Origin of the sequence: Humitalea rosea, assembly GCF_003253705.1 — a bacterium.
Taxonomy (GTDB): Bacteria; Pseudomonadota; Alphaproteobacteria; order Acetobacterales; family Acetobacteraceae; genus Humitalea; species Humitalea rosea.
In genome coordinates, this window is record NZ_QKYU01000004.1 from 35,295 (window position 1) to 59,354 (window position 24,060).

21 protein-coding genes are annotated in these 24,060 nt (G+C 68.8%); 8 read left to right on the forward strand and 13 right to left on the reverse strand.

The genetic code is table 11. From position 1 onward, the window contains the following. The first annotated feature begins 1 nt into the window (after position 1). Complete coding sequence (locus C8P66_RS04475; protein WP_111396960.1) at positions 2 to 913, forward strand: DUF6282 family protein; 912 nt, start codon at positions 2 to 4, stop codon at positions 911 to 913. A 190-nt stretch (positions 914 to 1,103) separates the two neighbouring features. On the opposite strand, the gene C8P66_RS04480 is transcribed toward C8P66_RS04475, so the two are convergent. Continuing rightward, positions 1,104 to 1,559 carry a MarR family winged helix-turn-helix transcriptional regulator gene (locus C8P66_RS04480; RefSeq protein WP_111396961.1) on the reverse strand — a complete coding sequence of 152 codons (456 nt, stop codon included), beginning with the start codon at positions 1,557 to 1,559 and terminating at the stop codon, positions 1,104 to 1,106. A gap of 279 nt (positions 1,560 to 1,838) precedes the next feature. Here C8P66_RS04480 and C8P66_RS04485 point away from each other — a divergent pair, with 279 nt between their 5' ends. From C8P66_RS04485 to rfbD, 6 genes are all read left to right on the forward strand, one after another. After that, entirely contained in the window at positions 1,839 to 2,192 is a 354-nt protein-coding gene (locus tag C8P66_RS04485) for a DUF1428 domain-containing protein (protein ID WP_111396962.1), read from the forward strand. A gap of 10 nt (positions 2,193 to 2,202) precedes the next feature. Further along, the gene (locus C8P66_RS04490; protein ID WP_111396963.1) at positions 2,203 to 2,979 is read left to right on the forward strand and encodes a VOC family protein; all 777 of its coding nucleotides are present in this window, start codon (positions 2,203 to 2,205) and stop codon (positions 2,977 to 2,979) included. Positions 2,980 to 2,982: 3 nt separating this feature from the next. Further along, positions 2,983 to 3,465, forward strand: coding sequence for a VOC family protein (locus tag C8P66_RS04495; RefSeq protein ID WP_111396964.1), 483 nt, complete (start codon positions 2,983 to 2,985; stop codon positions 3,463 to 3,465). Between the two features lie 269 nt (positions 3,466 to 3,734). Further along, positions 3,735 to 4,616: a glucose-1-phosphate thymidylyltransferase RfbA gene (rfbA, locus tag C8P66_RS04500; protein ID WP_111396965.1), complete on the forward strand. Its 882-nt coding sequence runs from the start codon at positions 3,735 to 3,737 to the stop codon at positions 4,614 to 4,616. Beyond that, entirely contained in the window at positions 4,613 to 5,179 is a 567-nt protein-coding gene (gene rfbC / locus C8P66_RS04505; protein WP_111396966.1) for a dTDP-4-dehydrorhamnose 3,5-epimerase, read from the forward strand. The genes rfbA and rfbC overlap by 4 nt, the downstream gene beginning before the upstream one ends. Beyond that, positions 5,179 to 6,069: a dTDP-4-dehydrorhamnose reductase gene (rfbD, locus tag C8P66_RS04510; RefSeq protein WP_111396967.1), complete on the forward strand. Its 891-nt coding sequence runs from the start codon at positions 5,179 to 5,181 to the stop codon at positions 6,067 to 6,069. The genes rfbC and rfbD overlap by 1 nt, the downstream gene beginning before the upstream one ends. Here rfbD and C8P66_RS04515 read toward each other — a convergent pair. The 6 genes from C8P66_RS04515 to C8P66_RS04540 form a co-directional block, all read right to left on the reverse strand. Next, positions 6,041 to 8,149: a glycosyltransferase gene (locus C8P66_RS04515; RefSeq protein WP_111396968.1), complete on the reverse strand. Its 2,109-nt coding sequence runs from the start codon at positions 8,147 to 8,149 to the stop codon at positions 6,041 to 6,043. The genes rfbD and C8P66_RS04515 overlap by 29 nt on opposite strands. Beyond that, a complete protein-coding gene (locus tag C8P66_RS04520; RefSeq protein ID WP_111396969.1) occupies positions 8,146 to 9,096 on the reverse strand; it encodes an NAD-dependent epimerase/dehydratase family protein in 951 nt (316 codons plus the stop codon). The genes C8P66_RS04515 and C8P66_RS04520 overlap by 4 nt, the downstream gene beginning before the upstream one ends. Before the next feature lie 2 nt (positions 9,097 to 9,098). Then, complete coding sequence (locus C8P66_RS04525) at positions 9,099 to 10,361, reverse strand: glycosyltransferase family 4 protein (RefSeq protein WP_146422713.1); 1,263 nt, start codon at positions 10,359 to 10,361, stop codon at positions 9,099 to 9,101. Next, positions 10,361 to 11,299 carry a glycosyltransferase family 2 protein gene (locus tag C8P66_RS04530; protein WP_158537095.1) on the reverse strand — a complete coding sequence of 313 codons (939 nt, stop codon included), beginning with the start codon at positions 11,297 to 11,299 and terminating at the stop codon, positions 10,361 to 10,363. Before C8P66_RS04530 ends, C8P66_RS04525 begins: the two co-directional genes overlap by 1 nt. 20 nt (positions 11,300 to 11,319) lie before the next feature. Then, positions 11,320 to 15,768, reverse strand: coding sequence for a rhamnan synthesis F family protein (locus tag C8P66_RS04535; RefSeq protein ID WP_158537096.1), 4,449 nt, complete (start codon positions 15,766 to 15,768; stop codon positions 11,320 to 11,322). A gap of 116 nt (positions 15,769 to 15,884) precedes the next feature. Continuing rightward, a complete protein-coding gene (locus tag C8P66_RS04540; RefSeq protein WP_158537097.1) occupies positions 15,885 to 17,285 on the reverse strand; it encodes a glycosyltransferase in 1,401 nt (466 codons plus the stop codon). 339 nt (positions 17,286 to 17,624) lie between these two features. Between C8P66_RS04540 and C8P66_RS04545 the strand changes: the two genes are divergently transcribed. Then, positions 17,625 to 18,584 carry a Gfo/Idh/MocA family protein gene (locus tag C8P66_RS04545; RefSeq protein ID WP_111396974.1) on the forward strand — a complete coding sequence of 320 codons (960 nt, stop codon included), beginning with the start codon at positions 17,625 to 17,627 and terminating at the stop codon, positions 18,582 to 18,584. A gap of 25 nt (positions 18,585 to 18,609) precedes the next feature. On the opposite strand, the gene C8P66_RS04550 is transcribed toward C8P66_RS04545, so the two are convergent. Genes C8P66_RS04550 through C8P66_RS04575 form a run of 6 tightly spaced genes read right to left on the reverse strand, consistent with a single transcriptional unit; the run spans position 18,610 to position 23,886 of the window. After that, on the reverse strand, positions 18,610 to 19,584 hold the full coding sequence (locus tag C8P66_RS04550) for a Bug family tripartite tricarboxylate transporter substrate binding protein (RefSeq protein WP_111396975.1): 975 nt from the start codon (positions 19,582 to 19,584) through the stop codon (positions 18,610 to 18,612). 31 nt (positions 19,585 to 19,615) lie between these two features. Further along, on the reverse strand, positions 19,616 to 20,419 hold the full coding sequence (locus C8P66_RS04555) for an alpha/beta fold hydrolase (protein WP_111396976.1): 804 nt from the start codon (positions 20,417 to 20,419) through the stop codon (positions 19,616 to 19,618). Positions 20,420 to 20,430: 11 nt separating this feature from the next. Next, positions 20,431 to 21,351, reverse strand: a complete 921-nt coding sequence (locus C8P66_RS04560; RefSeq protein WP_111396977.1) for an MBL fold metallo-hydrolase — start codon at positions 21,349 to 21,351, stop codon at positions 20,431 to 20,433. Positions 21,352 to 21,377: 26 nt separating this feature from the next. Further along, the gene (locus C8P66_RS04565) at positions 21,378 to 22,301 is read right to left on the reverse strand and encodes a BKACE family enzyme (protein ID WP_146422715.1); all 924 of its coding nucleotides are present in this window, start codon (positions 22,299 to 22,301) and stop codon (positions 21,378 to 21,380) included. A gap of 29 nt (positions 22,302 to 22,330) precedes the next feature. Next, a complete protein-coding gene (gcvA, locus tag C8P66_RS04570; RefSeq protein ID WP_111396979.1) occupies positions 22,331 to 23,275 on the reverse strand; it encodes a transcriptional regulator GcvA in 945 nt (314 codons plus the stop codon). Positions 23,276 to 23,280: 5 nt separating this feature from the next. Continuing rightward, the gene (locus tag C8P66_RS04575; protein ID WP_111396980.1) at positions 23,281 to 23,886 is read right to left on the reverse strand and encodes a glutathione S-transferase family protein; all 606 of its coding nucleotides are present in this window, start codon (positions 23,884 to 23,886) and stop codon (positions 23,281 to 23,283) included. Positions 23,887 to 24,060 lie beyond the last annotated feature (174 nt).

Below are 24,060 nucleotides of genomic sequence, written 5' to 3' on the forward strand. Positions count from 1 at the left end.
CATGCCACAAGCCAATCCCGAGCTGATCGAGAGCCTGATGCAGGGCGCCATCGACCTGCATTGCCACAGCGGCCCGTCCGTCATGGCGCGCGCCGTGAACCATGAGCAGGCGCTGGAACAGGCCGCCGCCGCCGGCATGCGTGCCGTACTGTTCAAGGACCACTACTACCCCACCGGGCCCTTCGTCGATGTGCTGAAGGATGCCGGCAAGGCGACCAAGGCGGAGCCGATCGGCAGCATCGTGCTGAACAACTCGGTCGGCGGCATCAACCCCTTCGCCGTCGAGCCCGCGGTGAAGACCGGTGCCAAGGTGGTGTGGATGCCCACCGTCTCGGCGGCGAACCATATCCGCGAAGGACATCGCAAATCCCTGCTGCCGACCAAGGGCAAGATGCTGAAGCAGGTGGCGCTGACCGTGGTGGATGCGCGCGGCGACCTGCTGGACCCGGTGAAGCATGTGCTCGACATCATCGCCGAGCACGATGTCGTGCTGTCCTGCGGCCATCTGCATATCAGCGAGGTCTGGCCGCTGTTCGACGAAGCGAAGAAGCGTGGCTGCAACAGGCTTCTGGTGAACCATCCCAGCTACACCGTCGGCGCCTCACTCTCCGACATGAAGGAGTTGGTGAGCATGGGTGCGTGGATCGAGCATTCGATCTGCATGTTCATCCCGAACCGGATGAAGGTCTATGACGAGGCCTTCCTGAAGGCGATGATCGAGGCCGCCGGCGTGGACCGGACGTTCTTCGGCTCAGACCTCGGCCAGACCAATGCACCGCTGCCGGTCGAAGGCTTCCGCCAGATCATCGGACTGTGCCTCTCGATCGGCTATTCCGAGGAGGATGTGCGCAAGATGGTCGGGACCAATGCCGCGCTACTCGCGGGTCTCGGCACGAACAAGGCGGCGGCTTAGCGGCCGCAAGGTCCGGTCGGCCACTTCGCTTCAGATGACTTGCGTCGAAGATCACGCGGGCAGCGCCCATCGGTGGGCCCGCGTGTCGAGCGTGATGGGACAGCAGCGCGCCCGCATTCACGCCGAGAGAGAGTGTGTCGCTCGCGACATGGGATGCACCCCGCCGCGGGCACCCGCGGCGGCCGAGGGATCAGGCAGCGAGGAGATCCAGATCCGCCCGAAGGCGGTCGGGGTCCGGCAGATGCGCTTCGATGGCGGCATGGGTGGCTTCCCAGATCGGCAGGGCAGCGACGAGCATCGCACGGCCGGCTGAGGTCAGGCGCAACAGGCGGACGCGCGCATCGCCTGGATCGACGACGCTTTCCAGCAGCCCCCGCCGTTGCAGCGGCTTGAGGTTGGCCGTCAGGGTCGTCCGGTCGATCGCCAGCAGCGAGGCGACGCTGCCGAGGCTCGCCGGAGCGGGCCGGTTGAGCGACATCAACAGCGAGAACTGGCCGCTGGTGATGCCGGTGGGCTTGAGCGCGATATCGAAGCGCCGCGCCATCGCCCGCGCCGCCCGCTGGGCATGCAGGCACAGGCAGCTATCCCGGACCTTGAGCGTGACCGTGAAGGGCAGGTCATCGGCGAGAGCGACAGGCAAAGACATCGGCGGCCTTATTCGAGGACGAGCAAGCGCGGGAGGGTCGTGGACTGCCATGGCCTCGACATCATCGAATGAAGTCGGAGGTTGACACCCGGCCCCCATATACGTTGATATCAACATTACTGGGTAGCGTCAAAGACGGAGGCATGGCGAACCCCCGGAAAGAGCTTCGGTCGACGAAGCCAAACAACGACAGCCCCTCTCGCATCGCGAGGCGCCGCGCCGCGCCGACAAAGCTCGCCTATGCCGGTGCCATCTGAACCACGGATCAGGAGATTGGACATGAAGTATGTGGAAGGCTTCGTCGCGGCCGTGCCGCTGGCCAACAAGGATGAATACGTCAGGCATGCCGCGCAGGCAGCACCCATGTTCAAGGAATTCGGCGCGACCCGTATCGTCGAATGCTGGGGCGATGATGTGCCCGATGGCAAGATCACCGATTTCCGCAGCGCGGTGAAGGCGCAGGACGGCGAGGTCGTCATCTTCAGCTGGATCGAATACCCCTCCAAGGAGGTCCGCGACGCCGCGAACCAGAAGATGATGTCCGATCCTCGCATGAAGGAGATGGGCGAGCAGATGCCCTTCGACGGCAAGCGGATGATCTTCGGCGGCTTCGCGCCGGTCCTCGACGTTTAGGGAGAGGAACATGACCAATCGGCACGGCGACTTCATCTGGTACGAGTTGCTCACATCGGATCAGGACGCGGCCGCCACCTTCTATGGCGCCGTGGTCGGCTGGCAGTCGCGCGCCGTCGAGGGCGCGGCGCATGGCTACCGGATCTTCGGCATCGCCGGCGCCGATGTCGGCGGATCGATGACGCTGCCAGCCGAGGCGGCCCAGGCGGGTGGGCGGCCAGGATGGCTCGGCTATATCGCGGTCGATGATGTGGACGCGGCGGCGGCGGCCATCGTCGCCGCAGGCGGCGCGCAGCACATCCCACCGACCGACATCCCCGGCATCGGCCGCTTCGCGATGCTGGCCGATCCGCAGGGCGGGATCTTCTACGTCATGCGCGGGATGGCGGCCGGCACCAGCACCGCCTTCGCCCCGGGGATGGTCGGGCACTGCCATTGGAACGAGCTTGCCACCAGCGACCAGCCGGCGGCCCTTGCCTTCTACGGCACGCAATTCGGCTGGCGGAAAGGCGATGTGATGCCGATGGGCGAGATGGGCGACTACCAGTTCCTCACCCATCACGACGTTGGGCTGGGCGCGGTGATGACCCGGCCGGAGGGCGGCCCGTCCCCGATGTGGCGGTTCTATTTCGGCGTCCCGGATATCGACGCCGCGGCGCGTGCCATCGACGAGAAGGGCGGGACGATCCACCACGGCCCGTCAGAGGTGCCAGGCGGCATCTTCGTCATCGTCGGCAGCGATCCCCAGGGCGCCATGTTCGGCGTCGTGGGTCCACGCAAGGCCTGAACCATGCCCAAGGTCACGCAGCATCTCTGGTTCGCGACGGAGATGGACGCGGCGGTTCGCTTCTACACCTCGCTCATCCCCGGCTCGGCGCTGGAATGGGCCACCTCCCTGCAGGCCGACAGCCCGAGCGGCCCGGCGGGCAGCGTCAGGATCGCGGCCTTCACCATCGGAGATCAGCGTTACCGGGCGATCGAGGCCGGCCCGCTCGATCCCTTCAACCACAGCTTCTCGATTGTGGTCGAATGCGACGACCAGGCCGAAATCGACCGGCTTTGGGAGGCTCTCAAGGAGGGCGGCACGGTCGAGCAATGCGGCTGGCTGCGGGATCGCTGGGGCCTGTGCTGGCAGATCATCCCCAGCCGGCTCGGCGCCCTGATGAACGACCCCGATCCGGCAAAGGCCCGGCGCGTCGCCGAGGCCATGCTCAAGATGGTGAAGTTCGACATCGCCGGGTTGGAGGCTGCGGCCCGGGGCGAGCTGCCCTGAGGGCCCAGGACCGCTCTCGCTGGCCTGCCCATACGCGACCGTGACCCGTGAAACCCCCGCCAGAAGCCAATCGCCGGTGGCCTTTCTGGCCAAGCTGTGAAAGATCCAGCATCTACTTGAAACCTTGGCTTGCCCCATCTCGTTGGTACAGGGCCTAAGTCACCGGGCTTCATTAGAGGCGCAATCGGAACAATGTATTTTGACAATGACTGGCCAGGACGGCCGCTCCCCGCATCTTCTTGCGGCGGCCAGCCCCGGCAGCGTCGGGCATGAAGGGGATCATCCTCGCTGGTGGTTCCGGCAGCCGGTTACATCCCATGACCCTCGCCGCCTCGAAGCAGCTGCTTCCGGTCTATGACAAGCCGATGGTCTATTACCCGCTCGGCACGCTGATGCTGGCCGGTATCCGCGACGTGCTGGTGATCTCCACGCCGACCGACCTGCCCTCCTTCCGCCGCCTGCTGGGTGATGGCAGAAGCTTTGGCATCACCATCTCCTATGCTGAACAGCCCTCCCCCGATGGCCTCGCCCAGGCCTTCCTGATCGGTGAGGAGTGGTTGGGCGGAGAGGCCTGCGCCCTCGCCCTCGGCGACAACATCATCTACGGCGAGGGCCTGTCCGATCGCCTCATGGCCGCCGCGCGCCGTGCCGAGGAGGGCGAGGCGACCATCTTCGGCTACCGCGTCGCCGACCCGGAACGCTATGGCGTCGCCGAATTCGACGCCGGGGGCCGCGTCTTCTCGCTGGAGGAGAAGCCGAAGGTCCCGAAATCCGACTGGGCGGTGATCGGCGTGTATTTCTACGACCGCCGGGTCACGGAACTGGCCAAGGGCATCACCCCCTCCGCCCGCGGCGAGCTTGAGATCACCGACCTCAACGCGCTCTACATGCGGGATGGCACGCTGCGCGCCGAGCAGCTTGGCCGTGGCTGCGCCTGGCTCGATGCCGGCACGCCGACCAGCCTACTCCAGGCCGCGACCTTTGTGCAGACGGTCCAGGAGCGGCAGGGCCTCCAGGTCGGCTGCCCCGAGGAAATCGCCTTCCGCCGCGGCTTCCTGGATGCGGCACAGCTACGGGACCGTGGACTGGCGCTCGGCAAGACCGCCTATGGCGCCTATCTTCTCGAACTCGCGGACGGGTCGCACGCATGAAGGTCACACCGCAATCGATCCCCGACGTCCTGCTGATCCAGCCCAAGCGCTTCGACGATCCTCGTGGCTTCTTCAGCGAGGTCTGGAAGCGCAGCGCGCTTGAGGCCGCGGGGATGCAGGTGGAGTTCGTGCAGGACAACCACTCACTGTCTCGCGAAGTCGGCGTGCTGCGGGGCCTGCATTTCCAGCGGGCGCCGCATGCCCAGGGCAAGCTCGTCCGCGTGCTGCGCGGGCGCATCTTCGACATCGCCGTCGATATCCGCGAGGGCAGCCCCACCTATCTGCAGACCGTCGCGGTCGAGCTTTCGGCCGAGAACTGGCAGCAGCTCTGGATCCCGCGCGGCTTCGCGCATGGCTTCCTGACGCTGGAGCCGGATACCGAGGTCTTCTACAAGGTGGATGCCGAATACAACCGCGAGGCCGATGGCGGCATCGCCTGGGACGACCCGGCGCTCGGCATCGACTGGCCGCTGCCGCCCGGCGGCCCGGTGCTGTCCGACAAGGACCGCGTCGCCCCCCTCCTCGCCGATCTGGCGCCGGTGTTCCCGAAGGGCTCGGTCTGATGCGGCGCATCCTGGTCACCGGCCAAGGCGGCCAGTTGGCGACGGGCCTGGCCGATAGCCTGCCCGCCCAGGGCTTCGAGGCGATCCTGGTCGGCCAGCCCGATTTCGAATTCGATCGGCCGGAGACCGTGCGCGCGGCCTTCGCCCGGCACCGCCCCGATGCCGTGGTGAATTGCGCGGCCTGGACGGCCGTGGATGCCGCCGAGGAGGATGAGGCCGGCGCCTTCCGCGCCAATGCGCTCGGCCCGGCGCTGCTCGCCGGGCTCTGCGCCGGGGCGGGCATCCCGCTGATCCAGATCGGCACCGACTATGTTTATGACGGGCGCAAGGGCACGCCTTACGTCGAGACGGATATGCCCAACCCGCTCAGCACCTATGGCCGCACCAAGCTCGCCGGCGAATGGGCGGCGCTGGCCGGCAATCCGATGACGGTGATCCTGCGCACCGCCTGGGTGTTCAGCCCGGTGGGGCGGAATTTCGTCAAGACCATGCTGGCCGTGGGCGCGCAGCGGCCCGAGCTGCGCGTCGTCGCCGACCAGCATGGCAACCCGACCGCCGCCCCGGATCTGGCCGATGCCATCGCGGCCGTGCTGGCGCGGGTGCAGGCCACGGGATGGCAGCCGGCCTATCGCGGCGTCTTCCACGCGACGGCACCCGATGGCACGGATTGGCACGCTTTCGCCGTCGCCATCTTCGACGCCGCCCGCGCCATGGGTGGCCCTGGCCCCAGCGTGCAGGCGATCACCACCGCCGATTACCCGACGAAGGCGGTGCGCCCCGCCGATGGCAGGCTGGACACCAGCCGCCTGGCCGAGGTGTTTGGCGTGACCCTGCCGCCGTGGCGGCAGGGCCTCGCGCGGGTCATGCGCGCTCTGCGAGCCCCGCAATAGGCGCCGCGGTCGCGGCCGTGCGGGGCGGGAAGGCCGCCTCCCAATGCCGCATCGCATCCAGGCTGAGGTTGGGGTTGTGGAAGGGGTCCGCGTCCAGCACCCCGGCCCAGCGGTGCACCATCCGGGCGACCTCGCCCTGGTAGAACGGGCGGCGGTCGCCACCGTAATGCGAGCCGTAGGTCTGCAACTCCAGATGCCACAGCTCGGCCTGCGGGGCATAGATCACCGCATAGCCAAGCTCTCCGATCCGCAGCGCCAGATCGACGTCGTTGAACGCGCTCGGGTAGCCCTCGTCGAGCCCGCCGACCTGCTCCAGCAGCGAGCGCCGCACCAGCATGCAGGCGCCCGTCACCGCCGAGACCTGCTGCGGCAATACCGCGCGCGACATGTAGCCGGGCGACCCGCGAGGCAGGCCGCGATGCGCGTGGTCGCAGACCTCGGACAGACCCATGATGACGCCGCCATGTTGGAGCGTGCCATTGGGATAGACCAGCCGCGCGCCCACGATCCCCACCGCCGGCTCGCTCAGGAACGCCACCATCCAGCGCAGCCAATCCGCCCGTATCGGTGAGACATCGTCGTTCAGCAGCAGGACGTGTTCGCCCTGCGTGCGCGCCAGGATCTGGTTGTTCACCCGGGAGAAGTTGAAGCTCTCGGCCTGGATCAGCGTCACCGTCGCATTCGGAAAGACGCGTATCGCGGCCGCCGCCTGTTCCTGCGCCGCATCGAGCGGCCCGTCCTGGGCGATGGCGACATGCAGGTCGAGGTCGGGGTAGTCGGTGTCCCGCAGGATCGCGGTGATGCACTCCAGGCAATGCGCCTGGCGCAAGGTCGAGGGGATGATGACCGTGACGCGCCCCAAGGGCGCCGTATCGCGCAGCCCAAGCGTTACCGGCCAGCCCGGCCTGGCCGTGAAGGGCGCGCCGATACGGGCAAGATGTGCCGCGACGACAGAGGCCAGCGCATCGGGATTCGCGGCCACCGTCTCCGGATGGCGATGGGACAGGATGTAGGGAATGCGCTGGCTGAAGCCCCCCTCACCCGCCTCCTGCCGCCGCAGCCAGAGGCCCAGCCGCACCGCCTCGGCCGATCCCGCGTCATCGTCGCGCAGCTGATCGAGCAGGGTGCCCCGTGCCACCAGCCACAGCCCACGCGACAGCGTTCCCGACAGCATCAGCATGTGATTGGGCGTCGGCTTGAAGGATGGCGACATCCGCTCTCCCTGCGCCGTGATCTCGTCCTCATCGGCAATCGCGATGTCAGGCCGGCCCAGGCGGGCGAGTTCGGTGGCGGCCATCGCGGTCGCGTGGGGGGGGAGCGTCTCACCAGCCTGGAGGATGCCGATGTAGTCGGCGGGCAGCCCCGAGACCGCCGCCCGAAGTGCGGCACCATCCTCCAGCACCACCCGCACGGGGGGCACGTATTGCGCGTCCAGGCTCTGGAGTGTGCGCGCCAGCGCCGCGGCCCCGGCGCGCCCGATCACCGCATAGGCGATGGCGCAGTCCTTGGGGGGCGGCGGGAAATCCGCCTCGGTCCAGGTATCGAACAGCGCCACCCAGGCCGCATGGCCCTGGTCGTCATAGGCGCGCGCCGACACGGCCAGCACGTCGCGGATCCGGTCGCGCAGGGCATTCCGGGTGAGCGGCAGCGGTCGGGCCACCAGCCCCGCCACCGCCGCCGGGCGCCGCGCGAGCATCCGCGCCGCGGCCCGCCATCGGGGCATGGGGCGACAGGAGAGCCCCGTCGCCATCACCGATGCCGCAGCGGTGCCGACGGCGGTCAGGCGCAGCTCGGCGGCATCAGCCGGCAGGAAGCAGATCGCGCCGAAGCGGTGCGGGAAGCGACCGGCCCAGCCTGGCGCCGGGCCCAGGCGGATGCTGCGCGCGACCTGCGTGCCGCTTGCGGTGAAGAAGCCGACGAGGGCCAGCGCGCCCGCCATGCCGGTGAGCGCAACCTCGATCCAGGCCCAGCTTCCGCGAAGGCGCGCATCCAGCCGCAGGGACAGCAACGCATGGGGCTGGCGCCGAAGCTGCGGCGCCAACGCCTCGGGGCTGGGCCTGACGGCCGCGTTCACGGTCATCGAGCCGGGAAATAGGTCGCCGCGATCCAATCGGCGGTCAGCCGCAATCCCGCCTCCCACTCCATGCGCGGTTTCCAGCCGAACTCCCTCCGTATCAGCGTGTTGTCCAGAACGTTCACCGGCACGTCGGCGTTGCGGCCGGGCTGAAAGATGATCTCCCCCGTTCCCCCAAGCGTCGCATCGACGGCCGCAACCACATCCAGCATCGAGCGCCCGACGCCGGAGCCGAGGTTCAGCACCTGCTCCGGCCCCTCGTAGAGCGCCGCATCCAGCATCGCCTCGGCGAGGTCTCCGACGTAGAGGAAGTCCCGCACCACCCGCCCGTCGCCCCAGATCCGCACGGGCCTTCCGGCAAGGCGCGTGGCGATGAGGGCCGCGACGATCCCCTGGCCGCGATGCGGGCTCTGATACGGGCCGAAGGGATTGGCCGCCCGCAACACGACGGAACGCAGCCCGTTCAACTGCGCGTGCAGGCCGACGTACTTCTCCACCATCAGCTTATGGATCCCATAGGCGGAAATCGGATCGGTCGGATGGGTCTCAGGGATCGGGATGACGCGGGGCACGCCATAGACGGTGCCGCCCGAGGAGATGAAGACGAACTTGCGGACCTCAGCCTCCCCGCAGAGCTCCAGCAGCCGCACCGATGCGACGAGGTTGCTGCTGAGATCAGCCTGCGGATCGCGGTTTGCAAGCGCGGGTATGGAGCCGCCGAGCAGGTTGAACACCACCTCCGCCCCGCGCAGCGCCTCCGCCAGCGCCTCCGTGTCGTCGAATTCGCCGCTGGTCCAGCGCAACGGGGGCATTGCCTCCGGGAAGGCCGGCGCGCGGCCATAGCCATGCACCCGCGCCCCGGCCGCGACCAAGGCCTGGCAGAGATGCAGCCCGATGAAGCCGCCGGCACCGAGAACGAGGCAGGATGTCCCGGCGAGGGATCCCGATGGCATGGTCAGGGACGATCGGTGAGGACGCGTTCCATTTCGCCCACCATCCGCTCGAAGGTGAAGGCGCGCCCGGCCGCCTGGCCGCCATCGGACAGCCGCCGCCGCAGCGCCGCATCCGTCGCGAGGCGAGAGATGCCGCGGGCGAGGTCCTGCGCGTCGCCCTTGTCGAACAGCAGCCCACTCTGGCCGTCCTGCACAATTTCGGGATTGCCGCCGATGCGGGTCGCGATGGTCGGGATGCCGCAGGCGAGCGCGTGGATCAACGTCAGCGAGAAGGGCTCGTAGAGCGAGGGGAAGATGTAGAGGTCATGCGCGGCGAAGAGCTGCGGCAGTTCGTGCTCGCCCACCGTCGGCGCCATCACGATATCCTCGGCGCGGCCACTGCGGGCGATCGCATCCTCGAAGCTGCGCATATAGGCGGCATCCTGCGAATCACCGACCACCGTGAGCAGGATGCGATCGACGCCGAGGGCGGCGGGGTCGAGCAACGACAGCGCCTCCACGGCGGTATGCGCGCCCTTCAGATCCACGAGACGACCGGCGAAGAGCAGGCGCAGCGTGCCCGGCTCGACCAGTCGCCTGCGATCGGGCACCACGAAGCTCTCCTGCGGCGGCAGGCTCACGCCATTGTGGATCACCGCGTGGCGCGCGAACGCCGAGCCGCCCGCTGCATAGAAATCCCGCATGAAGCCGGAGCCGAAAATCGCCTCCAGCGGAGGGCTCGCCGGGGTGGCGGGGGCAAGCGCGCGGCGGATGCGGCGCGCAAGACGCCGCCAGGCGGGGGCCGGCCGGGGCACGATGAAAGGTGTCTGGCCGTGCACCACGTCGCGGAAGAAATCGCTGACGAAATGCGGGTTACGCATCACCAGCAGCCAGTTGTCCGTCAGCATCACGATGGTGCGGTAGGGCCCGTTCTCCAGCGCCGTCAGCAGCGAGCTGTCGAGGAAGAACAGGTTCCAGGCGAAGATCACATCCGGCCGCACCTCATCCAGCACGCGCTGCAAGGTGGCGAGGCTGGCGCGGCCGATGGCGGCGCGATCCTCGGCCGTGCCGGCGAAGGGCGTGTAGATATCGGGGCCGGTCAGCAGGTCCAGCTCGCGCAGGATGGTCTGGCCGGGATAATCGGCGACCTTGCCGCCGTAGCGGCTGGTGAGCACCACCACCTCATGCCCGCGCCGGACGAGATCGGAGGCGACCTGGTGGCAGAGCCGCTCGTAGCCGCCGATGACATTGGGCGGGTAGAGGTTGCTGAGGATCAGGATGCGCATCACACCCACCCCGCGATCTGGCCGCGGAAGTCGGTGTCGCCAAGCAATGGGCTTTCCACCAGGGTGCCGGCGCCGTGGCGGCGCAGATAGGCCATGCAGAGATGCACGGCCCGGCTCAACCCGTGGCGCTGCAACACCTCCTCCACATCCGCGGCGCGCGCCCAATCAGGGGCATCCGCACCGGGGCGGTCCAGCAGGCTGGTGAGGTAGGCGGCGGCGGAGATCGCCCATTCCGCCCGCACCTTGCGATGATCCTCGGAGATGGTGTTGCTGCCGTGCAGGCGATAACGCAGCAGGGGCGTTTCCAGCATCGCGATGCGATGGCCGAAGGCGACGGCCCGCAGCGCGAAATCCAGATCATGCGTATAGCGCAGCGCCGCGAACTCCCCGATCCGCTCGAACAAACTGCGGCGGAAGAGAAAGTTAGACGTGGTCATCAGGAAATTCCCATTGACCAGCGCGGTGCCGATGTCGTGGCCGGCGCGGTGGAAGGCCAGGGCCTCGCCATGCCAGGCATTGGCGATGCTGCGTCCATTGCCATCCATGAAGGCGATGCCGGAGGCCGCGAGATCGGCCCCCGCATCGGCATCGAGCAAACCGACCAGGGCCGCGAAGCGCCCCGGAAGATAGACATCATCGGAATTGAGGATGGTCAGGAACTCGCCATCGCAGTCCCGCAACGCCGCGTTGATCGTTGCATGCGCCCCCTGGTTCGCCTGGGTGCGGAAGGCGATGCGTGGATCGCGCGCGGCCAATTCCTGCATGACGCGCACGGAGTCATCGGTGGAGCCGTCGTCGATCACCACCACCTGCCGCACCCAACTTCCTTGGGTGAGAATGCTTTCGATCGCTGGCGTGATGTAGGCCGCGTGGTTGTACAGCGGCACCACGACTGACACCCGCGCGGCCCCGGAATTGTCCTCGGCGCCGCGGCGCAACCATGGGAGCTTGAACAGGGCTAGGCCCCCCGCTTCGCGAGACGCAGAGCAAGGCCAGGCGGGACGCGGGTGACCAGCGCCGCCGGCTCCTTGGCGACCGGAACAGGCTGGAGCCCGGTCAGCAGCACGCCATGCTCGGTGACGAAATGCGTGAGGTCGGCTGGCTTCGAGACATCAACGATGGTGGACGTATCCAGATACAGCGCGGGATCGGCGATCTTCAGCCAGGTATGGCCGCTGCGCTCGCAGGCCAGGAAATACAGCCGCTCGATGGCATGCGCCGGGGTATGGTCGAGCTGCGCGCCCTCCTGCGGGAACTCCTCGAAGGACAGCTTGAGGTCCAGCAGCGGCTTGAGCGCCGCGGGCCGCGCCCAGAACATGGAGCCTGACGGGAAGTCCAGCGCGCGCCGCGGCGACAGCGTAATGCCCATGCGTGCGGCCAGCCCCTTGGCCGTGTCGTAATTGCCGTTCCAGCCGATCCAGCGCCGGATCGGTTCGTAATGCTGGGCCGCCACCATGCCGAGGTCGGGCAGGCGCGCGAAGGCATCGAGGATGCTCGATACCGTGGCTTGCGACCCGAGCAGGTTTTCCAGCAGGAAGCTCCGCCAGGGGGCGAGGAATCCGGCGTGGGCGGACACCTTGGAATGCAGATGCAGCACAAGATCGTAGTTGGCATAAGCATCGGCGAAGCCGATCAGCTTGGGCGCGATGTCGCGGCCGCGATTGGGCGTGATGCGGATTTCCAGCGTCCCGCCCGGCCATCCGGCAAAGACGGTGCGCAGCCGCGCGGCCTTGGCTTCGGTGTCGGTGGAGAGAAACACATCGGCCGGCAGCGGCAGGTTATCGAGATAGCCGCGCATCTCCGCCGCGATGTCCGGATGGAACAAATGGCAGATCACCGCCAGCCGCGGTGCCGGTGCTGCCAGGGGGGCGAAGCCGAAGGGGATGGCGAGGCTGAAATCGATCTTCGCCGGCCGGCTCGTATTCGGCGCCTCCTTCTGGATCGGCACCGCGGGCCGCACCGGGGCTGCGGCGGCCGAGGCCGCCATCGGGTGAGACGCCGGCAGGGCCTCGACGATGGCGCGGACCCGGGCGGCAAAGGCCTCGGGCGCGTAGTCGCGGTTCACGCGATCCAACGCATTGCGGCGGATTTCCTCCCACAGCGCCGCATCCGTGTAGAGGCGGATGCAGGCGCGGGCGAAGGCGGTCGGGTCATCGGCCACCAGCAGCTCGACGCCATCCCGCCAGCCAAGCTGCCCGGCGACGAGGCTCGTCGCCACCATCGGGACGCCGATCCGGGCGCCATGGAGGATCTTGAGCGGGATGCCGGCGCCAAGCCGGCTCGGCACCACCATCACCCGCGCGCGGGTTAGCCCCACGCCAAGATCATCGACCACGCCTGCAAGGTCGAGCGCGGTGCTCTCCAGCGCGCGGAGGCTCGGCGCCCCGGCCTGGCCGATGAGAGTGAGGCGGAAGGCCTCGCCGAGCGACTGCCGGATGGTGGGCAGGATGTCCTTGGCGAACCAGAGCACGGCGGCGGTGTTCGGCGCGTCATCGCTCTGCGTGCCGCCGAGGAAGACGATCTGGTCGCGCTCCTCGAATCCCGTGGTCAGCGTCTCATCCTCGATGGCGTGGCCGAGCAACTCCACCTGCTTCGCGCCATAGGTCTCGAAGGTCGCCTGTTCGCCGGGCGAGACGGAGACGACCGCATCGGCGAGCCGGGTCAGCGCGACCTCGGCGGCGATCATGCGGTGCCGCTCCTGTTCGGTCGGGGGATTGCCCTCGGCCTCCAGCTTCTGCAGGTCGCGGGTCACGAACAGCGCTTCGGCATCATAGATGATGGTGGCGCCGGCAATCAGCTCGCGATCGGCGCCGACGGCCTCATCGAAGGTGACCATGTTGGTCGGGCGGCAGATGATGATCGCGGCGAAATGCCCACGACGTGCCTCCAGATAGGCGCGCAGCTGCGTGCGATCGGCGGCGATCAGCACCTCGATGCGCTTGTCCAGCGCGCGATGTACCTCATTCCAGGTTTCGGCATGGCGGTTCATCGGGAAGAGCGCGACCTGCGCCCCTGCCTCGACCAGCGCATGCAGCAGCTGGTTGGAACGCGGATAGCCCGCGCCAAGCTCCGTCTTCGGCACGCGGTCTTCCAGCACCAGCACGCGCGGGGCGGCGGAGCGCGCGATGCGCGCGGCGATGACATTGGCGGGCGAGGCCGGGAACTGCCCCTCCAGCCAGGCGCGGTGCTGCTGGGCGAAGATGCCATGGTTCGCCGCCTGCAACGCAAGCGCGTCGCCCGAGCCGCCGGAGCTGCCGAACTCGTAATGGATGATCGTCGCATCCGGGTCGAACACCACCCGCCGCCCGCTCTCCCACAGGCGCAGGCAGTAGTCGGTTTCCTCGTAATAGGCGGGGGCAAAGCGCTCGTCGAAGCCGCCCAGCTCCTGCCACGCCGCCATCGACGTCAGCAGGAAGGCGCCCGAGCAGTAATCCACGTCGCGCTGGAACATGTAATCCGGCGCGTTCGGGTCCTGCCCACGGCCATAGCCGGTGCAGACGCCGTCGCGCCAGACGATCGAGCCCGCTTCCTGCAAGGTGCCGTCCGGCAGGATGATCCGCCCGCCCACGGCGCCGATATCGGGCGCCGAATCCAGCGTCCGCAGCGCCGCCTCGACCGCGCCCGGCAGAAGCTGGGCGTCATTGTTCAGCAGCAGGATGGTGCGGCCCGAGGCTGATCCGGCCGCCCGGTTCACGCCCTTGAGGAAATGCAGGTTCGTCGCACTGCGGATGATCGTCGCACCCTCGATCCGGTCGAGCAGCGCCCCGGTCAGATCGCTGGAGGCATTGTCAAGGATGATGACCTCGACACCAAGATCGCTTGCCGACAGCGTCTCGATGATCGAGCCGAGGCAACCGAAGGTCAGCTCAACCTGATTGTAGAGCACGAGGATGATGCTGACATCCGGCTGCTCCGCGCGCGGCAGGCGCAGCATGGCGGTGCCGGCAAGGAAGGCCTGCAACCGCGCCATCAGCAGCCCGCGCATCGCGGCCTTCAACGGCGTCACCGCCATCACATCATTCGGTGCGGGCGCCTGGACCAGGGCCGGCACCGTGCTGGGGGGCGCGTCCTCGTCCGGCGCCTCATGCGCCGGCTCGGGCACGGGGCCGGACAGCACGGGCGGGCGGAGCCCCTGCCCCTTCAACAATCGCGACGCCACGCGCAACGGTCGCGTCAGCCGCCAGGAGGTGGAGGTGACGTAGCGCTGCGCCACCTCAAGCCCATAGGCATCCATGGCCGCGCGGATCTTCTGCTGCGTGGCCGAGGTGTCGATGCTGACGGCGGGGCTCTCGCCATGCGCCAGCCGGTCCCGCAGCGCCGCCTGCACCGCCTCACGCTCCTCGCTTTCGAGCCTGAGCCGCGTCTCGTACTCTTGCCGCTGGTGCCGCAGGTCGGCGGCAAGGCGGGACGCCAAGGCGTCGCGCGAGAGGATGAGGGCGTCCCGCGTTTCCAGCGCCGCGGCGCGCGCGGCCGCGAGGTTGGAGACGGTGGCGATCTGGGCGTCCTTGGCCGCGATCACCTCGGACCGGGAGGCGAGCAGCGCCTCCTGCCAGGCAAGCCCGGCGCGCGCCGTTTCCGTGGCCCCCTCGGCGGCCTGCACCCGCGTCTCCGCCTCGGCCGTCGCGGCCTCGACCCGCCGGGCGAGATCGGCGATCTGGGCTTCCTTCTTGTCTAGGTGCTCGCGCAGCTCCGCGACCTCGACCTGGCGCTGGAAGGCCTCGCCACGGGCGGAAATCTCGCGGCGGAAGCCGGCGGCCTCATCCGGGGACAGGTCGAACAGCGCCTGCATCGCCGGCGCCTGGTCCGCGCCCACGCCCAGCACCCCAAGCCCGTTCGAATGGCTGAACTCGAAGGCGGGGTAACGCGCGCTCAGCTCCTGCCAGAGCCGCCAGACGCCGAAGCCGCGTTCGCGGACATTCGTATCGTGGAACACCACCACACCCCGGCCGGAGAGGGTCGGCAGCCAGGTTTCGAAGTCGTGGAGCACCGCTTCGTAGCTGTGCATCCCGTCGATATGCAGCAGGTCCACCCCCGCATCGGGGAAATAGCCGCGGGCATCGTCGAAGGTCGTGCGCAGCAAGGTGGAGAATTGCGCGAAGTGCCCGCTGTTGAACTGCGAGACGTCCGCGAAGACCTCTTCGCCATAAGTGCCGGCATGCTCATCGCCCTGCCATGTATCGACGGCGAAGGCGCGCGAGCCGGGGCAGGCCGCGGCGATGGCCTGGCAAAAGGCGAAGTAGGAATTGCCGGAATGGGTCCCCAACTCCACGAAGGTGCTGGGGCGCAGTGCCTTGATCAGCCAATAGGCGAAAGGGATGTGCCCAACCCAAGGGCCTGGCGGTACGATCCGTGTCGGCTCCCAGGCGAGTTCCTCGCCGGGTCCGAACTCATCCAATTTGCCCAGCATGTTCGTCCGGCATTCCTTACATTCCGTGGGAAACGTCGCCGAAGAGGCAAGGTTTCCGCCGGGTATAAAGATACCTATTACTCTATCAATAGATACTTGATGGCCCGTCCGGCGGGCTAAAGCCCCAGGCGGCGGATCATGGTGTCGAGCCGCTCCCGCCATTCGGGCAGCGACAGCCGCGCCTGGGCATAGGCCACGGCGCCGGTCGAAAGCTCCTGCCACAGCACCGGATCGGTATAGGCGTCGCGAATGCGGGCCGCGAAGGCCTCCGGCCCATCGGCGACCAGGACGCCGCCCTCGACCGAGAGGGACATCCCCTCCGCCGCCACGGGGCTCGCGACACAGGGCACGCCCGCCGAGAGGCTGGATGCCACCTTGCCCTTCGCCCCGGCGCCGAAGCGAAGCGGGGCGACCGTCAGGCGCAGGGATTCGAACCAGGGTCCGACCTCGGGCAGGTGGCCGAGCGCGCGCACGCGGCCGGGCGCGGAGGGCAGCAGATCGGCCGGCAGGTCGGCGCCGACGATGCTCATCTCGATATCCGGCAACTCGCGCAGGACCAGTGGCCAGATCTCGGCAAGAAAGTGGCGCATGGCATCGACATTGGGCGCATGGGCGAAGCCGCCGATGAAGCCGATGCCCTGGCGCTGCGCGAAGGGGGTGACGGGCGGCACCAGCGGCCGCGCCAGGGGCATCTCCACGGCATAGGCGTCGGGGGTGGTCTCCCCCAGCAGTTCCAGCTCGGCGCGGGAGACCACGATGGTCGCGTCGCAGCCGCGGATGATCTCGATCTCGCGCATCCGCACATGCCGCGCGATGTCCAGCGCCGCGGTGTCGCCGCTGAGCAGCGCCTTGCGCTCTTCGCGGAGGAAATTCAGGTCGATGGAGTTGAAGACGAGGCGCGCCTTGCCGCAGCTGCGCTGCACCGCCTCCAGGAACCGCCCGCCGCAATAAACGCGACAAAGCACGCAGAGATCGACCTCCGCGCCTCGCCGGCCGAGGAATTCCTCGATCGAACCGGCGTCGGCCGGCATCAGGCACGGCACCCCCGCCCGTACCAGGGCGTCGCGGGCCGGCGAAGGGCCATCCATCTCGCGCGCGGCGGCCAGGATCACCTCGAAGCCCAGATCGGCGAGGCTGGCGACCAAATTCACGATGTCCACCGAACCGGAATCCCGGTTCGGCTGCGGCCAATGATCGTCGATGACCAAGGCGAGGCCACGGGATGCGGGCTGCGTTGCGGCGGGCGGGGCGGAGGGCTGGGCGGACGGCTGGGCCCCTTCCCTTCGCAGGCCGCGCCCGGCCTGTTGCAGCCCGGCCGGCAGGAGATGAAAGCCCCGGCGCAGGGCGCCCAGCGCGGTGCGGCGCAGCGCGCGGACGGCCCTGACGGGATGGGCCTTCTCAAGCTCCGCCACCCGCTGCTGCAGGGCGGAGAGCTCGGCCTGCGCCGCGGCCAGCCGCATCCGGTCCCGGCGCATCTGGGCGGTGATCACGCGAGAATCGACCTGGTCGCTTTCCATTTCCATCCCTGGCATTCAGACCCGCCGTCTGCCTCCGGGACCGGGGAAAGCACGGGGCGCTGCGACCAGCGGTGCTGTAGCGGATCACGGCGCCGGCGGGGAAGCCCCCCAGGCGAGGCGCTCGGCATGGCCCTGACATCGCCCGGCCTGTGCCGGCGAAGCGGTCGCGGTCCGCGGCGAACAGGGCGCGCGAGGCCTCGCCCTATATCCGCGACCGCGCCCTGAAGGAGCGGCTGGCCCATTGGCGCGCGCCCCTCGGCGCCGAGCCGATCCAAGGGCCGGGTGGCGAGGCATCGGGCTGGCGGCTAGGGTCCGCCCCCTTATCCTCGGAGTCGCGCCATGTCCGCCCCTATCGCCCTCGGCATCATCGGCTTCGGCATCATGGGCGAACGCCTGCTGCGGGCCGCGCTGGGCCATGCGACCGACGCCGTCACCCCGGTCGGCGTCTGGGACCCGGCACCCGAGGCGGCCGCGCGGCTGGCCGGGATTTCCGGCGCCGTGCCGATGCTGGCCTCCGTCGAGGCGGTGATCGCCGCCTGCGAGTGCCTCTACATCGCCGCCCCGCCGGCAGCACACATCCCGCTGGCCGAGGCAGCACTTGCCGCCGGCCGCGCGGTGTTCCTGGAAAAACCGCTGGCGACCGACCTCGCCGCCGCCCGCGCCTTCGTCGCCCGGGCCGAGGCCAGTGGCGCGCGGGCCGCGGTGAACTTCCCCATGGCCTCCTCCCCCGCCGTCGCCCAGCTCGCGCGATGGCAGAGCGAGCTCACGCCCGAGGCGCTGGCGATCGAGGTGGGTTTCGCCACCTGGCCGCGTGGCTGGCAGCAGGATGCGGCGAGCTGGCTCGCGCTGCGCGCCGAGGGTGGCTTCACGCGGGAGGTCGTCTCCCACTTCCTGTTCCTGACGCGCCGGCGGCTCGGGCCGCTGACGCTGGTGGAGGCCGCCACCACCTACCCCGCCGGCCAGGGCGCCGAGACGGCGATCCGCGCGCGGCTGACCGCGGGCGGCGTGCCGGTGACGCTGACCGGGGGCGTCGGCACCACCGAGCAGGACGACCACAATACCTGGACCTTGAATGGCGCCATCCGCCTGCGCGACTGGTCCTTTGCCGAACAGGCGGGCGCCGATGGCACCTGGACCCAGGCACCGGACGCCGTGCCGAACGAGCGCATGCGGCCGATGGTGCTGCGCGGCCAGTTGCACGGCGTGGCCGCCATGACCCGTCGCACCCCGCACCCCCTCGCCACCCTGCGGGAGGCGCTGGAGGTGCAGGAGATCGTCGAGGCGATCCTGGCAGCCTGACTCCTGGCAGCCGGCCGCTGACACCCTACTCCAGCTTGGCGCCGGAGAAGCGGATCACCTCGGCCCATTTCGTTGCCTCGGCCTGGATATAGGCGGTGAACTCCGCGGGCGAATTGGCGATGATGCGGCCGCCCTGCTCCATCAGCGGCTGACGGACCCCCGGGGTCTGCAACGCCGCCTTCACCGCCTGGTGCAGCGCCTCCAGCCGGTCGGCGGGCAGGCCCGTGGGGCCGATCAGCCCGTAGTAGCTCTCCGATTCCACGCCAGGCACCCCTGCCTCGGCCATGGTCGGCACATCCGGCAGCGCCGTGGAGCGTTCGGCCGAGGTGACGCCCAGCGCGCGGATCGTGCCCGCGCGGATCTGCGGCAGCATCACCGGCACATCGCCGAACATCATCTGCACCTGGCCGCCGACGAGATCCGTCAGCGCCGGCGCCGCACCGCGATAGGGGACATGCACGATGTCGATCCCCCCCGCCCGCGCCCGGAACAGCTCGGCCGCGAGATGCAGCGAATTGCCGCTGCCGGAGGAGCCGAAGTTCAGCTTCCCCGGCTGCCGCTTCGCCAGCGCCACCAGCTCGGCCACCGTGGCCGCCGGCACCGAGGGATGAACCGCCAGCACCTGCGGCACCGCGATGGCCAGCGAGATCGGCTGAATGTCCTTGGCCACATCATAGGGCATGCGCGGCATCAGATTCGGCAGCACGGACAGCGCCCCGCTGCTGCCGATGCCGAGCGTCAGCCCATCCGGCCGTGAATGGGCCACGGCCTCGACCCCGACGATGCCGCCGGCGCCGGCCCGGTTCTCGACCACGAAGGTCTGGTTGAACTGCTCGGTCAGCCCGCGCGCCAGCAGGCGCCCGACCAGATCGGCCGGCCCGCCCGGCGGGAAGGGCACGATGATTTTTACGGGCTGGTCCGGGTAGCGGCCCTGCGCAAAGGCGTGCCGTGACAGCGCCAGCACGGCAAGCCCGGTGGCGAATTGGCGTCTTGTGGCCATTGTTGTGTCCTCCCTGTTATCGCGCGGCCGTTTATCCGGCTGGCGCCTTTGATAGGCGGCCGAGGAAATCCGTTATTTCCGCGGCCAGAAGCTCCGGCGTCTGGATCGCCATGAAATGCCCGCTCTCCAGCACGCGAAACGCAGCACCGGGGATGGCATCGGCCACCGCGTGCACGCGATCCGGCGGGCGGCCAAGGTCATGCCGCCCCGCCAGGATCAGCGCGGGGCAGGCGATGGCGGCAAGCTCAGCCGCCATATCCAGCCCGGCCAGCATCCGCATGGTCGCGGCCTGGCCGAAGGGGTCGGCGGCCATGCGCTGCGCCCGGCAATTCTCGAAACGTGCCGCATCGCCGCGCAAGGGCATGGGGTAGCCCAGGTCCAGCCCGGCATCGACGAGGCTGCGCGCGCCCTCGCGCTCCATCTGGTCGGCGCGGTCGAGCAAGGTCGCGCGTGCCGCCTCGGGCACGCCGGTCGCGGGGGAGGTCGCGATGACCCCCCGCACGCGCGCCGGCCAGGCCGAGGCCAGATGCAGCGCCACCGCGCCGCCAACCGCGGTGCCGATCGGCACGACCGGGGTCGCGATCCCGAGCGCCTCCAGCAAACCCACCGCATCCCGCCCGGCATCGGGCATGGTCAGGGGCGCGCGCGGCTTCTCCGACAGCCCGGCGCAGCGCTGGTCGTAGCGCAGCACCCGGAATCGCGGCAGCAGGAAGGGCAGCAGCCCGTCCCAGCTTTCGAGCGTGCCGCCCATCTCATGCAGCAGCAGCAGGGTCTCGCTCCCCTCGCCCGCCAGCTCGTAACGCAGGGCCACCTCGCGCGTGTTCAACCAGGGCATCGGGTGCTCCTTCAGGCCGGGGTGTCGCCGCGCAGATCCGTCGGGGCGTCGCCTCGCAGGTCCATGCTCCAGGCATCCGGCACCAGCCGGTAGCCCGCACCCTCCCGCGCCATATGCGCGAAGGCGGGGAAGTGCAGATGCATCCCCGCGAAGGCCTGCCGGTCGCTGGCCACGCGGTCGAAGATCATCCGTCGCGTGGCCTCGGCCTGGGCCGGGTCCACATCCACGGCCATCACCACCTCCGGGCGGGGGATCTGCAATTCGGGGACATGCACGATATCGCCCCAGATCAGCAGCGACTCCCCGCCCGAGGCCACCATGAAGCCGGTATGCCCCGGGGTATGGCCCGGCAGCGGGATCGCGGTGACGCCGGGGAAGACATCGCCACCGGTGAAAGTGCTGGTCCGCTCGCGATAGGGCGCCAGGCGCGACCGCGCCTGCCCGAAGAACATCTCCCGCCGCGCCATATCGGCGACGCGCATCATCGCGGCGTCGTCGTACCAATAGGCCTGCTCGTCGGCATGCAGCTTCAGCTCTGCCTCGGGGAAGATCGCCTGGCCCTCGCGATCGGCGAGGCCGCCGAAGTGATCGGGATGCAGATGCGTCATCAGCACCGTATCCACCTCCCCCGGCAGCACGCCGGCGGCGGCGAGATTGGCGGCGAGGAAGCCGACCGTCGGCTTGGCGCCACCACCGCAGCCGGCATCGACCAGCGCGATGCGCCCGCCGGAGCGGATGATGAAGGCATTCACCTGCGTCCGCCGCGCCGGGCGAAAGGCGGCGCCCAGCATGGCCCCGCCCTCCTCGGCCGAAATGCGCAGCACGCTGCTCATCGCCACATCCTGGTAGCCGTCATGCAGCGCGGTGACCGTGATGTCGCCGATCTGGCGATGATAGACGCCGGGTACCTGCCGGTCGGGATGGGCTGTCATGCTGCTTCCTTTGAAGTGGCGCGGGGTCAGGGCGTGGGCAGGCCCAACCGCTGCCGTGCTTCCTGCGGCGTCGCGATCCCGATGTCGAATTCCTCCAGGATGCGGCGGATCTTCTGCACCTGTTCGGCATTCGACTTGAACAGCCGGCCCGGCCGTTCGGTGAGGTTGTCCTCCTGCCCGATGCGGATGCTGGTGCCCATCAGGGCGCCATAGGCCGCGGCGCGCATGTTATCGGGGCCGGTGCCATGGGTGAAGATCTCGGTCTCCTCGCCGAACAGCCGCTCCGTGGTCCGCTTCATATGCAGCAGATGGTCGATGTCCGAGGGAATGCCGCCCAGAATGCCGGTCAGGAACTGCACGATGATCGGGCGCGGCAGCGTCCGGGTCTTGAGGTGGTGCTCAAGGATATAGAGGTGCCCGACGTCGTAGCACTCGAACTCCATGAGAAACCCCTGTTCGAGGAAGATGTCGATCAGCCGGTCGATCTTGAAGAAGGTGTTCTGGGTGACGAGGTGGTGCGAATCGGGGCCGTAGAACTCCCGCTCCCACTCATGTTTGAAGTCGGTGACGCCCTGGTCCTGCGCCTTCTTGAAGCGGCCGTAGTTCATCGAGCCGACGATGACGGTCGCGATCTCCGGCCGCATGACCATGGCGGAGGAGGCACGATCCTCGGCCGTGGCCCCCATCGAGCAGGACATGTTGATCACCGCATCGCATTGCGCGCGGATGGTCGGCAGGAAGCTCTGCCAGACTGCGGGATCATTGGTCGGGCGCCCGTCCTTCGGATCGCGCGCATGGAAATGCAGGATGGCGGCGCCGGCTTTGGCGGCATCGACCGATTGCGTGATCATCTCATCCGCGGTCACCGGCAGGTAAGGCGACATCGAGGGCGTCAGCGTCGAGCCCGTCACGGCGCAGGTGATGATGACGTTCTTGTTCTTCTTCGCCATGTGGCGTTGCTCCTGTTGGACCTGGGATATCACGGCGCGCGGGATCTCACCGCGCGCGGCAGCATCAGCACACGCTCGGCGTCCGGATCTTGCTGGAGGATCCAGTCACGGAACTCCCGCAACTGCGGCGTGGCCTGCATCTGGCGCTGGTAGATCAGGTAGAAGGCTTCCGGCTGGCGCAGGCTGATCGGCCAGGGCGCCACCAGCCGGCCGGAGCGCAGCTCGTCGCGCACCAGATGCTTCTCGCCCATGGCGATGCCGAGCCCCTCGGCGGCGGCTTCATAGACCAGCGCCGAGCTTTCGAATTTCTGCGCGTTGAAGGTTTCGAGCGGCGGCAGCCCGACCATCGCGAGCCATTGCCCCCAGCCCGCCGGGCGGATGTCCGAACAGAGCAGCGTATGGTTCTTCAGATCCTCGGGCTCGCGCAGCCGCGGCCCGTGGCGCAGCAGGCGCGGGCTGCACACGGGCGTCAGCTCGCTGTCGAACAGCCGGTGCGCCACGACATCGGCCGGCCAGTCATCGGTGCCGAGGCGGATGACGATATCCGCGCTGTCCGAGCTGAAGGCGACCGCCGCCGAGGTCAGCGAGGTGGTGAGCAACACATGGCGGTTCGGATATTGTGCATGGAACATCCGCAGCCGCGGGAACACCCAGCGCGTCGCGACATTGGCCGAGCACATGATCCGCAGCGGCCGCTCCCGGCGCGCATCCCGCAGCCGCCCGGTTGCCACATCCAGGCGACGGAACAGCTCGGTCAGCGTTGCGACGTATTGCGCGCTTTCGGCCGTCAGCCGCACCTGGCGATTGGCGCGGACGAAGAGCTGCACGCCAAGGTTCGCCTCCAACAGCTTGACCTGCCGGCTGATCGCCCCAGGCGTGACGCAGAGCTCCTCGGCGGCTTGGGCGAAGCTGCCATACCGCGCCGCCGCCTCAAAGGCGCGCAATGCATTGAGCGGTGGCAGTTGCCAGGCCATGCCTCTCAGTATTCGTCCCGATGGGCCGTCGCGCGCATCGAGGCCCGTTCGGCAAAGCCGGCATGCCAGGCGGCGAGCGCCGGGCGCCCGGGCCGCCAATCCTCGGCGCCGAAGCGGAAATCCAGATGGCCGAGACCACAGGCGATGGCGATGCTGCCGGCGTTCAGCGAGGCGAGGCTTGCGGCCTCAGCCTCCAGCCAGTCCAGCGTGCGCGACATTTTCTGCACCGCGGCAGCGACATGCGGGGCGGAGACCAGCACGCCGCGGGTGCTCTCGCCGAGACGACGCACGCTGTTCTCCATCAGCCCGTCGCCGATCGCCTGGAGGCGCAGCACCGGAAAACGCGCGGCGGGATCGGTCGGGAACAGCAACGGGCCATGGCGCTGGTCCAGGACCTCCAGGATCACCGCGGAATCGAAGAAGACGGTACCATCGTCGAGCACCAGGGTCGGGATCTGGCCGAGCGGGTTGTGGTGCAGCACGGTATCATTGGGAGCGGCGACCGAGACGACGACGCGTTCCTGCGCGATCTGGTCGGCGATACCAAGCTCATGCGCCGCGACCATCACCTTGCGTGCGAAGGGGGAACGGGAGGACCAGAACAGCTTCACCGCCGCGGGTCCTGGCCGCAGCGGTGCGCGTGGCCGCCCAATGATTGGTGCATCTGCTGCTGACCCATGACATTCCCTCGGCGCTTATCGTTGGTCGCTCCCGGTTCAGGCGAGGGAGCGTGGCTTTATTGCTCACTGTTTGCGATCACGGGAAGGGTTGGTCAAAGTATTTCT

Excerpts from the sequence above, each read along its gene's own strand:
- C8P66_RS04475 (WP_111396960.1), top strand. The coding sequence starts at position 2 with ATGCCACAAGCCAATCCCGAGCTGATCGAGAGCCTGATGCAGGGCGCC.
- C8P66_RS04480 (WP_111396961.1), bottom strand. The coding sequence starts at position 1,559 with ATGTCTTTGCCTGTCGCTCTCGCCGATGACCTGCCCTTCACGGTCACG.
- C8P66_RS04485 (WP_111396962.1), top strand. The coding sequence starts at position 1,839 with ATGAAGTATGTGGAAGGCTTCGTCGCGGCCGTGCCGCTGGCCAACAAG.
- C8P66_RS04490 (WP_111396963.1), top strand. The coding sequence starts at position 2,203 with ATGACCAATCGGCACGGCGACTTCATCTGGTACGAGTTGCTCACATCG.
- C8P66_RS04495 (WP_111396964.1), top strand. The coding sequence starts at position 2,983 with ATGCCCAAGGTCACGCAGCATCTCTGGTTCGCGACGGAGATGGACGCG.
- rfbA (WP_111396965.1), top strand. The coding sequence starts at position 3,735 with ATGAAGGGGATCATCCTCGCTGGTGGTTCCGGCAGCCGGTTACATCCC.
- rfbC (WP_111396966.1), top strand. The coding sequence starts at position 4,613 with ATGAAGGTCACACCGCAATCGATCCCCGACGTCCTGCTGATCCAGCCC.
- rfbD (WP_111396967.1), top strand. The coding sequence starts at position 5,179 with ATGCGGCGCATCCTGGTCACCGGCCAAGGCGGCCAGTTGGCGACGGGC.
- C8P66_RS04515 (WP_111396968.1), bottom strand. The coding sequence starts at position 8,149 with ATGACCGTGAACGCGGCCGTCAGGCCCAGCCCCGAGGCGTTGGCGCCG.
- C8P66_RS04520 (WP_111396969.1), bottom strand. The coding sequence starts at position 9,096 with ATGCCATCGGGATCCCTCGCCGGGACATCCTGCCTCGTTCTCGGTGCC.
- C8P66_RS04525 (WP_146422713.1), bottom strand. The coding sequence starts at position 10,361 with ATGCGCATCCTGATCCTCAGCAACCTCTACCCGCCCAATGTCATCGGC.
- C8P66_RS04535 (WP_158537096.1), bottom strand. The coding sequence starts at position 15,768 with ATGCTGGGCAAATTGGATGAGTTCGGACCCGGCGAGGAACTCGCCTGG.
- C8P66_RS04540 (WP_158537097.1), bottom strand. The coding sequence starts at position 17,285 with ATGGAAAGCGACCAGGTCGATTCTCGCGTGATCACCGCCCAGATGCGC.
- C8P66_RS04545 (WP_111396974.1), top strand. The coding sequence starts at position 17,625 with ATGTCCGCCCCTATCGCCCTCGGCATCATCGGCTTCGGCATCATGGGC.
- C8P66_RS04550 (WP_111396975.1), bottom strand. The coding sequence starts at position 19,584 with ATGGCCACAAGACGCCAATTCGCCACCGGGCTTGCCGTGCTGGCGCTG.
- C8P66_RS04555 (WP_111396976.1), bottom strand. The coding sequence starts at position 20,419 with ATGCCCTGGTTGAACACGCGCGAGGTGGCCCTGCGTTACGAGCTGGCG.
- C8P66_RS04560 (WP_111396977.1), bottom strand. The coding sequence starts at position 21,351 with ATGACAGCCCATCCCGACCGGCAGGTACCCGGCGTCTATCATCGCCAG.
- C8P66_RS04565 (WP_146422715.1), bottom strand. The coding sequence starts at position 22,301 with ATGGCGAAGAAGAACAAGAACGTCATCATCACCTGCGCCGTGACGGGC.
- gcvA (WP_111396979.1), bottom strand. The coding sequence starts at position 23,275 with ATGGCCTGGCAACTGCCACCGCTCAATGCATTGCGCGCCTTTGAGGCG.